Origin of the sequence: Belliella buryatensis, assembly GCF_900188245.1 — a bacterium.
GTDB classification, from domain to species: domain Bacteria; phylum Bacteroidota; class Bacteroidia; order Cytophagales; family Cyclobacteriaceae; genus Belliella; species Belliella buryatensis.
In genome coordinates this window covers 1-16574 of sequence record NZ_FZOK01000023.1, presented here as the reverse complement: position 1 = coordinate 16574, position 16574 = coordinate 1, and the positions used below count along the sequence as shown (strand labels likewise).

General features: G+C 41.9%; 3 protein-coding genes. All 3 read left to right on the top strand.

Going from position 1 to position 16574, the window contains the following annotated elements:
- Nucleotides 1–236: 236 nt before the first annotated feature.
- Entirely contained in the window at nt 237–1175 is a 939-nt protein-coding gene (locus CHB66_RS16345) for a PorP/SprF family type IX secretion system membrane protein (RefSeq protein WP_089242488.1), read from the top strand.
- Nucleotides 1176–2234: 1059 nt separating this feature from the next.
- Entirely contained in the window at nt 2235–3863 is a 1629-nt protein-coding gene (locus tag CHB66_RS16340) for a tetratricopeptide repeat protein (protein ID WP_089242487.1), read from the top strand.
- A gap of 859 nt (nt 3864–4722) precedes the next feature.
- A partial coding sequence (locus CHB66_RS16335) for a GLUG motif-containing protein (protein WP_212668472.1) occupies nt 4723–16574 on the top strand: 11852 nt, incomplete at its 3' end.

Here is a 16574-nt window from a genome sequence, read left to right as displayed (position 1 = left end):
GATCCGGATCAGAGATGGGATGGAACTCACAGAGGTAAAGAACTGCCAATAGGAACTTACTACTGGACGATAGAAGTGAGAGAGACAGGAGAAGTGAGAAAAGGAATCTTGAATCTGTTAAGAAAGTAAAGAGGTGAAAGGGACTAAGTAAAAGGATAAAGGACGAGTTTGTAAATAAATGACTCGTCACTCCTTTAACCTTTAACCTTTAACCTTTGACCTCAAAATATAAAGTCATGAAAAAAACAATCATCTTATTCATAGGAATAGCCCTTGTAACGACAACGGATATTCTCGCTCAATCAAGAAAATATATTTCTCAATTCAGTCATTTGCAGGGCTACTACAATCCAGCGCTGACAGGCTATGAAGGCTCTATGCTGAGAGGCTTTGTGCGCAATCAGTGGGCAGGCTGGGAGGGAGCACCGAAGACTTACTTCGCCTCGGCAGAACTAGACTTCGGTCAACTCTCTGGTCAGGCCTCAGGAGATATCCTAGGCAAGAACGCAGCAGGGATCTCTATCCTGCATGATCAGTATGGAGCCTTTGCAGAGACGGAGTTTGTAGCTAGTTATGCCTCCAGGATCCAAATAGGAGAAAAGACCAACCTAAGATTAGGAGCTGGTTTAAATTACCGCTCTGTTCGCCTAGATGGGAATAGCATGACGACGGAGCAAGCAGATGACCCGATAGTAGGACAGTACCTCGGGAGCTTCTCGAATATGCAGGTGATGGACTTCAACTTAGGGATAGCGGTAACGCACCCTAGCTACTATGTATCCTATGCGGTACACCATGTGAATCAAGGAGCGATCAACTCAGGAGATGTATTCATGGAGAGAATGCCAAGAGTAGGCATCTTCCAAGCAGGCTACAGGAACAGAATGAGCGACAACCTAGCTCTAGCGACCAACTTCATGTACAGGAGTCAGATAGACTTGCCAGACAATGTAGAATTCAATATGAAAGTAGTATTGAAAGAGAAGTTCTGGCTAGGAGGTGGGCACAGGATAGACTATGCAAACAACTTCCAGTTTGGGATGCTCTTCGATAAGATGCGGATTGGCTACATCTATGAGATGCCGATGCTAAGAAGCTACTTGCTTCCGAATGTGACCCATGAATTTATGTTGACCTATGCCTTATTTGGAGATAGGAGAGGGATGATTTGGTAGGGGAGCGCAGGTTGTAAGGTGATGTTTTGTAATAGGGCTGTTAAGTGTTAAACGTTAAGCGTTCAAAGAAGCGGCTCCGTAATATTCACGAATCCTCTTCGCTTAACGTTTTAACTATTAACACTTAGCGGCTTTGCCTAAGAAACCCGAAGAGCACGAAAGAAATGTTAAGCGTTAAACGTTAAGCGTTCAAAGAAGAGGCTCCGTCATATTCGCGAATTCCACCCTTTAGCCTTTCTCCTTTAACCTTTTCCCTAAAAAAAACATCCCTGCAACCTAGCCCTTCGCTAAATTAGTTCACTGGACTAATTTTTAACGCTCAGCTCTCTTTAACCTTTTCCCTAAATCGACTCCGTCATATTCACTATTCTATTCAGTTAACCAAATAAGCAAATAAGCAAATAACCAAAAATTGTTTAATCGCTTAACTGCTTAATTGTTTAGGAAGAGGAGTGTAATTTAAAAAGATGCTTATTAGGGTCACAAAAAACTCGAAGAAACCCGAAGAGCACGAAAGAGGATGTTAAAGGTTCACCGTTCACCGTTCAAAGAAGTGGCTCCGTCATATTTACGATTCCAGTCCTTTAACCTTTCTCCTTTGACCTTTTCCCTAAAAAAAACATCCCTGCAACCTAGCCCTTCGCTAAATTAGTTCACTGGACTAATTTTTAACGCTCAGCTCTCTTTAACCTTTTCCCTAAAACTACTCAGTCCTATTCACGAATCATTTACGCTTAACGTTTTTAACTATTAACACTTAACGGCTTTGCCTAAGAAACCCGAAGAGCACGAAAGAAATGTTAAACGTTAATTGTTCACCGTTCAAAGAAGTGGCTCCGTCATATGCGATTCCCTAAATTAATCATCCCGATATTTTGAGGCAAGAATCCTCCTTATTTGTGAGTATTCTCCTTGTCTCTTATCATTTACTAAATTCATCATTTAATTTAAATTAGGAATCGGATTTCATTTGTTGTCGTATCTTTATTTTTTAGTAATGTGTTTTGCTATTTTATGATTAGTGTTCGATTAAATCCGAGTTCTGTTTTTAAATATACAATGCTCTCGATTAGCTTATTAGTTGGTTTATTGCCTCAAGTCTTATCAAAACAGATTCCAAACTCAAGCGATCCTCGGGGAGATAGTATCCAAGTTGTTGAACTTCTTGATCGCTCTAAAGCAGAGTTGAGCAAGGATTATAAAAAAGGCATTGAATTGGCTAAGGAAGCAAAGCTCCTAGCTGAGCAAGGTACTGACCAAGGGTTGATCATGCAGAGTACCCTTAATCTTGGTACGCTTTATTTTAATTTAGGTCTTTACGATAAAGCAACTGATTTTTTTACAGAAATCCTTCAGACTGCTACAAAAAATCAAGATGATGAGTGGATGGGTAAAGGTTACTACCAATTGGGGGTGATTCGCTTAGTGATGGAGGATTATGAGCTTGCAAAAAATCATTTCGTGAAAGCCAAGAAATTCTTTCTAAAAAAACACAAGTCCTTTGATCAAATCAGCTTAAATATCAAACTGGGATTTCATAATAATTTTGGGGTAGTTTATTTAGGGCTTGGAGAATTAGAATTAGCAAAAAGTGAAATCGAGGCTGGTATTGCGCTATTGGATGAGCGTGAAGAATTCATTATTGTAAGCACCCAACTTTTCAATAACCTAGGAGATGTTTATTTTAAGCTTGGAGATTCAGCAGCAGCCTTTGAATCCTATTTTAAAGCCAAAGATCAACTCAGGTTAATGGATCAGGCTCAGCTAGAGGCTATGGTCAATATCAGTTTAGGTAAGATATTCATGGCTCAAGGAGATTTAGAGGAGGCCTTGATTTATTTTCATGAAGGGTTTGTTTTAGCTAATAGCTTTCAAGGATATTCACATTTAAAGCATATCTCAACGAACTTATCAGAGCTCTATGAACAGCTAGATCAAAGAGATTCTGCTTTTACTTACCTACAATTGAGTAAAGCTTATCAAGATTCTTTGAATCTAAAGAAAACAACTGAAAAAGTACTCCAAGAAGAGATGCTGATAGCTTTTTCCGAAGAAAAATCACAGCTCAAAAGATTTTATGATCGTAACAAAGCGGTTTTTTATGTAGTAATTATGTTTTTAATTGCAGCGCTCTTGATTGGCATGAATAGAGTTATTTTGATCAAAAAGAATCTCAAGCATGTAGAGTCAAAAAAGGATAATTTGCAAAATCTTGCCGTGCAGGTACAGCATGAAAACACTGAACTTAAGTTAGAGGTGGAGCAGACCAAGAAGGACATGACACTTAAGGCGATGCAGGCTATTCAAAAAGAAGGTACGCTTAAGCAATTGGCTGAAACCTTAACAAAGAGTAATCACTCTGGCAAGCCAGTCCATCAACAAGAGTTGGAGCGCTTATTGGATGAATTAAAAATTGATCAATCCGGCAATGCACTTTCTGATTTTGAATTGAGGTTTGGGAGTCTTTACGTGGGCTTCTTTGAAAAGTTGATGGAAGAATTCCCCAACCTATCACTGAATGATAGAAGACTAAGTGCATTCTTAAAGCTTCAATTGACTACTAAGGAGATTGCGGCTATCACTGGACAAAGTATCCGTGCAGTTGAATTGGGCAGAATAAGATTAAGGAAAAAAATAGCCCTGACCAATTCAAATAAAAGTCTCAATGAATTTTTTCTGGATTACTGAATTTTGGATACTATTTGCTTTTACAGGGAGAGCATATTGTAGTGGGATGGTTTATAGAGGAATTGTTAAAGGTTCATCGTTCACCGTTCAAAGAGGTGACTCTGTCATATTCACGAATCACCTACGCTTAACGTTTTAACGATTAACACTTAACGACTTCCTCCTAAGAAGCTCAAAGATCACGAAAGAGGATGTTAAAGGTTCATCGTTCACCGTTCAAAAAAGCGCCTCCGTCAAATTCACGAATCAGTTACGCATAACGTTTTAACATTGAAGGCTTAACGACTTTTCCTAAGCAGCTCAAAGAGCACGAAAGAGGATGTTAAAGGTTCATCGTTCACCGTTCAAAAAAGCGCCTCCGTCCTATTCACGAATCACCTACGCTTAACGTTTTAACGATTAACACTTAACGACTTCCTCCTAAGAAGCTCAAAGATCACGAAAGAGGATGTTAAAGGTTAATCGTTAAGCGTTAAAAAACCAACTTGTGATGTTCATGATGCTACTCAGTTAACCAGTTAACCAATTAACCAAATAACCAAAAAATGTTTAATTGCTTAATTGTTTAAAGTGGCGACTCCGTCCTATTCACAAATCCCTTCCTTTCTCCTTTCCCCTTATGTGAGAGGCAAGTCTAATGCTGTGCAAGCCCCTAAATCATCCTGATTCATTTAATTTATTTTACAACACTTTTCATTATCAATTATAAGAGGTGAGACAGTTTTGAGACAGTGGTTTTTTTTGCTTCGGCTTGTTTTTGTTATACCCTTGCATTCGTTTTTGCAGGGGATCTCTCTGTAGGAGCCTTAGAAATTATGGATTTCTAATCAAGCGTTCAATCTTATTTTAACTAGAGTATATGCGTAAAATGTTACAACAAATCAGTCAAACTGGATTCGTAGGTGGATCAGGTCTTGAGGGCAGAGTTGTCTTGAGACCGGATAGGGAGGAAATCCTTTCCAATGCTTACACCCGTCAGAACTCAAAGGGAGAAAAAACCAAAAACCGGGTGTTTTTCTTTAGCTTCTTATTGTTTATATGGTCTTCTATGGCCATGGCGGGGATAGGTCCTGATGGGACAAGTTCAAGCCCATCAAAGTACCTGGGAGCGCCAGGAAGTGAATTTAATCCAATTGAAATTAGGACTGCGCAGCAACTTTCTGACATAAGAAACAATCTTTCAGCAAGTTACATTTTGATGGCAGATATTGATCTTAATGGGGTTAATTGGACTCCCATTATGGTGAATAACAATGCTTCAGGAGCATCATTGACATCTCAAGTTATTCCTTTTAGTGGGAATTTTAATGGCAATGGCTTTAGGATAACAAATCTTTCGATCAATAACACCAATTTAGATTTTGCTGGACTTTTTGGAGCTGTTTCAGGTACTGTACAAAATCTTGCACTGGAAAATGTCAGTATTTCTGGTAAAGATTATACTGGTGGGCTTGTGGGCTTTTTGACTGGTTTAGGTCAAATATCCAGGTGTTATGTTACGGGTTCTGTTCAAGGGAATAATGATGTCGGTGGTTTAGTTGGTTTTGTAACTGGAGATAACAATACTGTAGTACAGGATTCTTATGCCATAGTTAATACCAGTGGTCGATCACGTGTCGCCGGTTTAATTGGACGTGTCTCTCAGACTAATAATCCTATTATCAGAAGGAATTATTCTTCTGGAACTGTTACTTCAACAGAAACAGGGGGGGAAAGACACCTTGTTCACTCTGCTGGTGCTGCAGTGGTAGAAAACAATTTTTCGGATATTGAATTTTCTGGTGTTGTAACAGGGGTTACAGGAGTTGAAATTCGAACTACCAAGCAGATGAAGAGTTTTGAAAACTATGCTGATGCAGGTTGGGATTTCAATACTGTTTGGGATATTAAGACGACTCAGTTAGCGGGAGAGATATCTTATCCTTATCTCAGAAGTACTTCCCAGCAGCAGATTCCAGGTTATGAAAAATTGTTTCATGCGGGTAATGGATCTGCTTCACATCCATGGCAAATCACTACAGCCGCTGAACTTGATAGAGTACGCAGGTATCTTGACAAGCAATATGTTCTCAACAATGATATCAATCTTAATGTAGCGCCCTTCAATCAGGGCAGCGGTTGGGTACCTATTGAGGAAATTAGACCTGGTGGCACCACTGTAATTCCATTCTCAGGGATATTTGATGGACAGTTTAAAAAAATACTGGGTCTGACCTCCAATGTTAGTGGAGCCTTTCGTCTTGGACTTTTTGGCACATTAAGTGGTGAAGTAAAGAATTTGGGAATGGAGGGTATCAATATCATTGCAGAATCACTATTGGGTGGTATTACTGGGCAACTACTAAGTACAGGAAAGATTAGCAATTGTTATACTTCTGGAGCAATCGTCGGTAGCGGTTTCTCGCTGGGTGGACTTGTAGGATTAAATGGTGGGGGAGCAATTGAAAATTCATTTTCTGATGTATCTATTACGGGTGGCTCTCAAATTGGTGGCTTGATAGGGACATCCATTGGTGGTAGTATTACCAACTCTCTAGCAAGAGGGGTTCAATCGGGTACTACTAGAGGAGGTCTAGTCGCTTTTCGAGATGGTGTTGCTGAACCAACAGTTATAAATAGTTTTTGGGATCAGGATGTAGCAGCAAATACAACGAGTTTTAGTTTTGGAGGAGGTAATCCTACGCGTACTCCTCAAATGAAGATTATTGAAACATTTACATCCTGGGATTTTGATAACATTTGGGCAATCAAATCTGGTGAAGGAACGGTATCTTATCCTTACTTGCGTCAGTTTGTTACAGAGACCGAACCGGGTAGAATCAAAATTTTTGATGATGGAGACGGCTCTGCCGAAGCGCCTTGGCAAATATCTACAGTTGCGCAACTGCATACCTTAAGGCAATATTTGAACAAAAATTATTTGTTGAAAAATGATATTGACCTTGCTACTCCTTCTGACCCAATTTTCCACACTGAAGCAAATGGCTGGATGCCGATAGGTCGTAGATCATTTATTGCTAGTAGCGGGAGTGCATCGATAATACCTTTTACGGGAGTATTTGATGGAGGAGGAAAAAATATTTTAAATCTTTCTATTACAATTACTACAAATAATCAAGACAATAATGGATTTTTCAGTACCATCAACGGTGGTCAGGTAAAAAACCTACATGTAGAAGTAGCGACGGTTAGTGTAAGAGGAACCAATGTTGGAGGTATTGTAGGTGTTTTAACCAATGGAAGGGTTGAAAATTCTAGCGTAGATATCAAAACAATTCTTAATGCTAACATAGGTGAAGTTGTTGGAGGTTTAGTTGGTTTGGCTGATGGCTCTAGTTCCATTGTTAAATCTTCTGCCAACATCACAGATATGCTTGGAAGAAGAAGAGTTGGTGGTTTGGTTGGGGAATTTAATAGTACAGGTTCTATCACTCAATCTTTTGCTAAAGGATTAGTTAGAGCGAGTTTTTCAGGTGAAACAAATCTAGGTGGTCTTGTAGGAACCTTAATAGCAGGATCCATTGAAAATAGCTATGCAGATGTAAACGCTTATGCTTCAAGCGGTTCTTCCCCACTTACTAATGTTGGGGGATTGGTAGGTTCTGTTGGCTCAACTGCAACAGTAATAAAATCGTATGCATCAGGTGCTGTTGGTATAAGGCCTGGGACCACTAGAGAACATATTGGAGGTTTGATCGGTATAGTTGATGCTGGTGCAACTTTGTCAGAGAATTTTTGGGATAATCAGACATCTTTTGAAAATAGATTTAAAGATGGCGATGGTATTCCTTTTGATTTGTTTGATAGGGCTACCTTAGATAATTCTGATGTCCCAGGTATTACAGGAAAATCTACAGAGGAAATGCAAACCCTCACCACTTTCACAGGTGGAAACTGGGACATTTCTGGGGGTAGTGGTAGCTATCCAAATCTCAGTTACATGGTGGACGATGTTGAAGGTCTGAGTACAATTTGGTATATGGAGCCTGACTTTGCTGGAGGGCTTGGTACTGCGGAGTCTCCATACCAAATAGCTACACCCAAGCAACTCGACAATGTCCGCAAGCATCTTGTCAATAAGTACTTCGTGCTTCTTAATGACATAGATATGACAAATTATCTTTCAGTCAATGGACCGGAGTACAATGACGGTAAAGGCTGGGATCCGATTGGGGACTCTGAGGCTGCTTTTGCAGGAGTATTTGATGGTGATGGACATACTATTAGTGGTTTAAAAGTTAATAGACCAACTGAAGACAATGTTGGTGGTTTATTCGGATTTGTTTCTGGGACTGATGAAGTTAATCCTGCCGTAATCAAAAACGTCGGATTGGTAGATGTACATGTAATCGGTCGAAGTACAGTAGGCGGTTTGATTGGTAAGATGGATGAAGATACTTCCGTTCAGGGTGCTTCTGTAACGGGTGTAGTCACTGGAGGTGAAGGTTATTTTGATATAGGAGGACTGGTAGGAGTTTTAGGTAGCGCTTCATGTAAGGTTTCTGATTCTTTTGCTGATGTGTCCGTTAGTGGAGATGATTTTGTAGGTGGATTAATTGGATTTAATAACGGTGTAGTTGAAAGAACCTATTCCTTGGGAAGCGTATCTGGTTTTAATGCTGGTGGCCTAATTGGTTTAACTGGCACTGAAGGTAGCGTTTCGTTCAGCTATTGGAATACAGAAACATCAGGTATTACAAATGCTAATGGTGGAGGAGAAGGAAAGACTACTGCAGAAATGCAGAATCTTTTAACCTTTGGTGGTGCTGATCCATCGCTTCGTATTTGGGATATAGAAGCTGTGACAGGTGTGGAGAATCTTTATCCATCTCTTCGTTGGAGTACAGACCTAGAAGCTGGTACGGTTTGGGTAATGCCTAAACAAGTCGTCAACACACCACTTACAGTAACTTATGATAACTTCCTTCAAGAGGGAGGAACTATAGGTGAGCAGGCTTGTGCGAGTTGTGTACTTGCTTTGTCAGATGGCGTGTTAACTTTTGACATTGGAGATCCTTCTCAAATTTCAAGTGGAGGAGGAATTGATATGAATGATTTTCCAGGCTATCGAGCTGATGAAGTTGTAGCGGAAGTGAATTTAAATCTTATTATCAATAGCAGTGATGACCTGATAGTTGCCCAGGATATTGCCTGGAGTGGTTTTGATCTTGTGCTAAGGTCTCAGGGAGATATCCGTATCCTTGCGGAGATGACTGCTGAGGGTGATGCGGATAAACTGACGCTCGAATATGGGCAGGGAGCTGCTGCATTGAATAATGAATCCCAGTATGATTTTGGCTTGACGGAAGACGGATTTACCGGTAAAATTAATTTACAAGTAGGTCAACAGTTTGCCACCAAGCTGGGCAATGATGGCAGTGCGATCGACTGGACAGTGATTGCTGCCCCAAGCGAGATGATAACTGATTTAGCGGGCAACTATGTGCTTGCAGCAGATATTGCCAACCTGGGTGAACATACTCCTATTGGAGGGGGGAGAGTTAGAAGGAGGAATAATAAATTTGGTGGTGATTTTGCTGGAACTGGCGAAGTTCCTTTTTCAGGTAGATATGATGGTTTAGGCCATACTATATCAGGCCTGAGAAATCGTGGAACCAACGCTAATTCTGTTGGCGAAGGATTTTTTGGAGTAACTCGCGCCGCATTGATTCAAAATATAGGATTGCTAAATGTGGATTTTGAAATTGAAGGTGGATCGTATGTAGGTGCTTTAGTTGGCTACGCTGCTATTGATGAATCAGATTTACCGACTAAAATTTTGAATGCTTTTTCAACAGGTTCTGTAAAAAGTCTTGGAACAACTGGCAGTTCGTATATTGGAGGACTTATTGGTGTGGTTGATGGTGGTATAATTCAAAATTCTTTCTCTAAAGCATCTGTTGCAGGTTTAACAAATGTCGGGGGGCTTATTGGAAGTGATGACAATGGCTGGACATCTACTATAATTAGTAATTCTTTTGCTACGGGTAATGTGGAAGCCTATCAAAATTATTCAGGAGGTCTTATTGGAACAGCTAATTTTTCATATATCACGAGATCATATGCAACTGGTGATGTGACTGCTACACGAACTACGGGTGGGTTGATAGGATTTGCCAATTACGATGGAAGTGTAATAGATAGTTATGCTACTGGTAATGTTAGCTCTTCCATTGTCAGAGATAGTGATGACGATCAGTATACTGGTGGACTTATTGGAGAAGGATATGATATAGAAGTTCTTCGCTGTTATGCCACAGGTGATGTTACGGGTGCTATCAATGTAGGTGGTTTGATTGGTTTGGCTGGTGCTGAACTGACCATCAAGGAGTCCTTTGCATCAAATAAGGTGGATGCCAAGGATTTACAGTCTGCAAATCAAGGTGATAGTGCAGGTGGTTTGGTTGGTTACATTTATGATGGAGCTGTTATCGAAAACTCTTATTCGAGTGGTGAAGTAATAGCTAAAGGATCAGGTGGTTCAGTTGGTGGATTAGTAGGTTTTATAAGAGAATCTAGCACTACGATCAGTGATTCTTATACCCTGTCAAAAATTACATCAGACCCGACTTTGACTGTCGGAGGTCTGGTAGGTTCTATTCAGAATTCGGAGATATCTACTATAACAAATAGCTACTGGAATACCGATTTATCAGGCCTGACCACAAGTGCTGCTGGAGAAGGCAAGACTACAGCTGAGATGCAGGAGTTGCCGACCTTTGGTGGGCTGGATGCAAGTACTAGAATCTGGAATATTGCTGCGGCAGATGGACTGGAAAGTTCTTTCCCTACCCTTAGGTGGACAACCGAACTGGCGGGTGATGCCATCTGGGTAATGCCGAAGAAAGTAGGTAAAACTGCGGTAGCGGTGAGCTATGATAACTTCCTGCAAGAGGGAGGTACGATAGGAGTCGGCAAGATTGCAGGTCAGGATTGTGTAAGCTGTGTACTTTCATTGGATAATGGAACATTGACTTTTGATATTAATCAAGCAGAAGCTGGCGCAACTGGAATTGATTTGAATGATTTTCCAGGGTTTAGAGAAGGTGAAGTTGTTGATGGGGGATTTGATGTAAGTTTGACCATCAGCAGTGCAGATTCTTTGGTAATTGATAAAGCCTTTACATGGGATGGTTTCAAACTGACCTTTGCTGCTGCCCATGACATTAAAGTCAATGCTGTAGTGACTGCAGCGGGTACAAGTCAGTTGGATATGAAGTCAGGTTATAATTTCGATCCTACAGCACCGAGCTACGATCCTGCCTATACGGTGCGTGTCAAGTTGAATAATAACGCTGAAGCACCTGGATTTGTAGGTAAGATTGATTTTCTAGGGCGTACAGGAACCGGTCATTTAGCCATCAATGGCAATGATTATACCTTGATCGCTGAGCTGGGTACTGCTGCTGATAAGGATGCAGCAGGCAACATGACCTTGCAAGGTTTGGCACATCAAAGCAATATGGGAGGCTATTTTGCACTCTCCGCCTCTATTGATGCAGCTGCTACTGCAACTGATGCCTTTCCACAAGTGGATGATTCTGATTTTGGCTGGGCAAAAGGATTCACGCCAATAGGAGAAGATGGACTGCAAAAACCTTTTACAGGTGGATTTGATGGTCTGGGTCAGGTAGTAAGTAACCTATTTATTCAGCGGAATACGGACTTAAGAGACGCACGTACCTGTGATGGTTGCCATATAGGTCTTTTTGGTTATGTTGAAGGATCTTCGACTGATAGATCCAAAATAAGGAATATTGGACTGACTCAGGTAGCTATTGATGGAGGCAATTTAGGATCTAATGTTGGGGCTTTGATTGGTATGTCAAAGTTCGCGGATGTCAGTAACACCTTCTCTACTGGTGTTGTATCAGGATACTCTTCTGTAGGCGGATTGTTTGGGGATGTAGAAGAGGGGTCTGTCGACCATTCATTTTCTACAAGTTCACTTTCTGGTAAAGATATTATAGGTGGACTTATTGGATATGCTGATGGTGGCAGTGTATTCAGTGATGTTTTTGCCTCCGGAAATGTTATTGGAGGTTACTTCGTCGGAGGTTTAGTAGGTCAAGTATCAGGTGGATTTGATGGTCAAGATGAACGAGTTGTGATAACTCGTGCTTATGCCACTGGAGATGTGACTTCGACTATTGTTGGTAGACCTAATGAAGCTGAGGCTGGTGGCTTAATCGGTTATGCTAATTATTTAGATCTTTCCGACTCCTATGCTACAGGCGCAGTCAGCGGGAAAAGAGTTTATGTAGGAGGTTTGATTGGTAGTGCAGATAATACAACTGTGACAGGTTCTAATGCCAGTGGATCAGTCAGTGGTGAAGCAGAAATGGTAGGCGGACTGATTGGCCGGGCAGATAACACTACAGTAAGTAGTTCCTATGCTACTGGTACAGTTGTAGGAGAAGATCGCTTGGTAGGAGGGTTGATTGGATTTGCGGAAGAAGTTGAGGTATCAGATTCCTATACAACTAATGCAGTGGAAGGGAAAAAGGGTTACGTAGGAGGGTTGATTGGTGGTATTTTTGATGGCCCTTATAATCCCTATTCTCCTCCTACTAACAAAAGAGCTGTTATCAGGAATTCTTACACAACCGGAGTTGTGACCATTACCATTCCAAATGATCAAAGAGCTATTGGAGGTTTAGTGGGTAGCGCTTATTACACTGATATCATTGGATCCCATGCGACTGGAAATATTATGGGTGATAGAGGTACTAGCTCTAGAGATGGTACATCTTATGTAGGTGGGTTGCTTGGTGAAGTGAGGTATGGTAAAGTAATCGACTCTTATGCTCTCGGAGATGTACAAGGTTATGGTTATGTCGGAGGCTTAATTGGGCAAGCAGAAGTCATGACGGAAATTAGCAATGTATATGCCGAAGGGAATATTAATGCACGTTACACAGAAGTTGGTGGATTGATAGGACAGGCTGAAGATGTCGCAGAAGTCAAAGATGCCCATGCCAAAGGAAATGTATTCAGTATAGATGGGGAAGTTGGTGGATTGATTGGTGAAACTAGAGGAATCACCACTATTAGCAGGTCATCAGCAATTGGTTCAGTCACATCAAGTCGTGCTCAAGTAGGTGGACTTGTAGGATACGCAAATGAACAAACGACCATTCATCAGTCCTTTGCGAAAGGTGCTGTAAGAGGCAGAGCTTCTGTTGGTGGATTGGTAGGCTACCTGAATGGGACTTCCTCGATTCATGATTCCTTCGCAACAGGTGGTGTAGAAGGGACAGGGAAGTTTGACGACGATATCGGTGTTGGGGGCTTAGTAGGTCAGGTAAGTGAAGTTGCGACAGGTGAAATCAAAAATACCTACAGTCTGGGTAAGGTTACGGGAAATAATACTAATGTAGTAGGGGGGCTGATCGGTCTGATAGAAAATGGAGTAAGTTCTACTTTCAAATTAGCTGACAACTACTGGAACATGGAAACCTCTGGCTTGGAAGTTAGCGCAGGAGGTGAGGGCAGGACGAATGGGCAGATGCAATCTTTTGCCACTTATCATACAGGTGAGAGTCCATGGAATATCCTGCGGGTAGATCCTTTTGGATTGGAAAATCCTTACCCTGTTTTAAGATGGACTACGGAAGAGGAAGGGCAGACAGTGTGGTTGATCGCCAATAACCTCAACGACGCGATCATGCAGACGATTCCAAATCAAGCTTATACGGGTTCAGCAATCACACCTGAACTGGTTCTTACAGATGGTTCTTCGACTTTAGTTAATGGTGTAGATTATGAATTAAGCTTTGAGGACAATATCAATGTAGGTACTGCCAAAGTAACGATATCGAGCGTAGAAGGTGGGAAGTACCTGGGTACAGTGTTCGCTACTTTTGAGATTACGCCAATACAATTGACCGTAGCATCTCAGGAGCTGGAATTGAGCAAGTCTTATGATGGCACTATGTCAGCGTTGATCGATTCGATTGAATTAGAAGGCATATTGGCAGGTGATGAAGTGACTGTGACTGCGGTGGCTTCTTATGACAATGCCAATGCAGGTACAGGCAGAACCATCACGGTAGTCTATACGATAGCTGGAGAGGATGCCGATAATTACCTGGCTCCTGAAGATTTGGTAGTTACTAATGGGGTGATAACCCAAGCACAGTTGACGGTAGCTTCTCAGGAACTGACGACAGAAAAGGTATTTGACAGTAGTACAACTGCTTCGGTATCAGATATCTTACTCTCAGGAGTGGTTGGGGATGAGGAAGTTACAGTTTCAGCAGTAGCTACTTATGACAATGCCAATGCAGGTACAGATAAGGCCATCACAGTGGTCTATACCATAGCAGGGGAAGATGCAGGTAATTACTTGGCACCTGAAGATGTGGTAGTCGAAACTGCTGTGATCACAGCGAAAACGCTACCTGAGCAGGTATTCAATATCCAAGATCAGGTATTCACAGGTGCTGAAATCACGGTTACCCTAACAGTAAAAGACGGTGATGTGATCCTGGAAGAAGGAGTAGATTATGAAGTGACTTACACAGATAATACCGATGCAGGAACTGCTACGGTAACGGTGACGGGTATCGGTAATTATGCTGGTACTCTAACAAGCACATTCGAGATTGAATCGAAGTCTTTGGAAGATGCTGAGATTGGAGAGATAGCAACTCAGAGCTACACAGGTTCTCCGCTTACACCAACTGTTACGGTGAAAGACGGTACAGTGACCTTAGAAGAAGGTAAAGACTTTACGGTGTCTTACACTGATAATATCAACGTGGGAACTGCTACGGTAACGGTGACTGGTATAGGCAATTATGCTGGTACGCTAACAAGCACTTTCGAGATTGAATCGAAGTCTTTGGAAGATGCTGAGATCGGAGAGATAGCAGCTCAGAGCTACACAGGTTCTCCGCTTACACCAACTGTTACTGTGAAAGACGGTGATGTGATCCTGGAAGAAGGAGTAGATTATGAAGTGACTTTCACAGACAATACCGATGCAGGAACTGCTACGGTGACGGTGACGGGTATAGGCAACTATGCTGGTACGCTAACAAGTACCTTCGAGATAGAATCGAAGTCTTTGGAAGATGCTGAGATCGGAGAGATAACAGCTCAAAGCTATACAGGTTCTGCACTTACACCTACAGTTACGGTGAAAGACGGTGAAGTGATCCTGGAAGAAGGAGTGGATTACGAAGTGACTTACACAGATAATACCGATGCAGGAACTGCTACGGTGACGGTGACGGGTATCGGCAACTATGCTGGTACGTTAACAAGCACCTTCGAGATAGAATCGAAGTCTTTGGAAGATGCTGAGATTGGAGAGATTACAGCTCAGAGCTATACAGGTTCTGCACTTACACCTACAGTTATGGTGAAAGACGGTACAGTAACCTTAGAAGAGGACAAAGACTTCGCGGTGACTTACAGTAACAATACGAATGCAGGTACAGCTACGGTAACGGTGACAGGTATAGGTAACTATGCTGGTTCGATTACCTCAAGCTTTACGATTGATAAGCATCAGGTAACAGTAAGAGCTGCCGATGCGGAGCGTAACTTTGGAGAAGAGAATCCAGTGTTCACATTCAGCTATGAAGGCCTACTCAATGATGACAAGCGTGTAGCAGTAGAGCCTGCGATCAGTACGCCTGCTACATCGGCCTCGCTACCGGGTACTTATCCGATTGTCTTGATAGGAGGATCTGATCCTAACTATGAGCTGACCTTGGTGAATGGTGTATTGACAGTGATTGATCCTTACATCTCACCTGTACAGAATCTAGTAGGACAAGTAGATGACAAGGAGGTTTCTTTGAGCTGGGAGGTACCAGCAGAGTCTGCTACAGATATCTTAGGTTATCGCATAGAGGTATCAGAAGATGGGGAGAACTACACCCTACTAACAGAAACTGAAGCACTTGAGTACCTAGCAGCAGACTTGACCAATTCTCAGAAGTATTGGTTCAGGATCAGTGCCTTCACGGCCTTCTCAGTAGGAGAAGAGAAAGTGATCGGTCCATTGATTCCGATAGCCCCTGTGACAGATGACAACAATACGATACCTACCCAAGATCCAGGTACCTATACCTTTACTTTGGACGGAAACGAAGAGGATATCTTCTTGGATATCGTAGATGATGCCTTGGTATTTGAGGCAGGTTCATTGAAGATGGACTTGGCAGCAGCAAGAGCTACTGGTGATCAGTTGCCAATCTTGGAAGGCCTGTTAGTCCTAGAACCCAATGGTATAGCTAGAGTCAATGGCGAAGGCTTCAAGCAGAATACAGCAGTAGCGGTATGGTTGATAGAGAATGTAGAAGGCAATGCAGGTGGTAGAATCAGGGTAGAGGATACCTATCTGCAAACCAGAATGGTGGAAGTAAATGCTTCATGGCAGCAGACAGCCCGCGTGATGGGTTCGCAGCCGGGCAAGGTGTACTTCTTAGGTTATGCTGACGTAGATGTGAACGGTAGGTTTACAGCTTCTATGGACATCCCTGGTGATATCAAGCCTGGTAGATATACCCTTCAAGCGACTGGTATCACAGCAGCAGACTCAGAGATGTCTTTGAATCTAGGAGCGATCTTGATGCTAGACCTAGATCTGGATACAGATGGCGATGGTGTACCGGATGTGTATGAATTCATGCAAGGCACTGATCCTAATGATCCGAATGACTTCTTGGATAGCAATGGCGATGGTGTGCCAGATTA

Coding starts and splice junctions, on each gene's coding strand:
- CHB66_RS16345 (WP_089242488.1), top strand. CDS start 237: ATGAAAAAAACAATCATCTTATTCATAGGAATAGCCCTTGTAACGACA.
- CHB66_RS16340 (WP_089242487.1), top strand. CDS start 2,235: ATGCTCTCGATTAGCTTATTAGTTGGTTTATTGCCTCAAGTCTTATCA.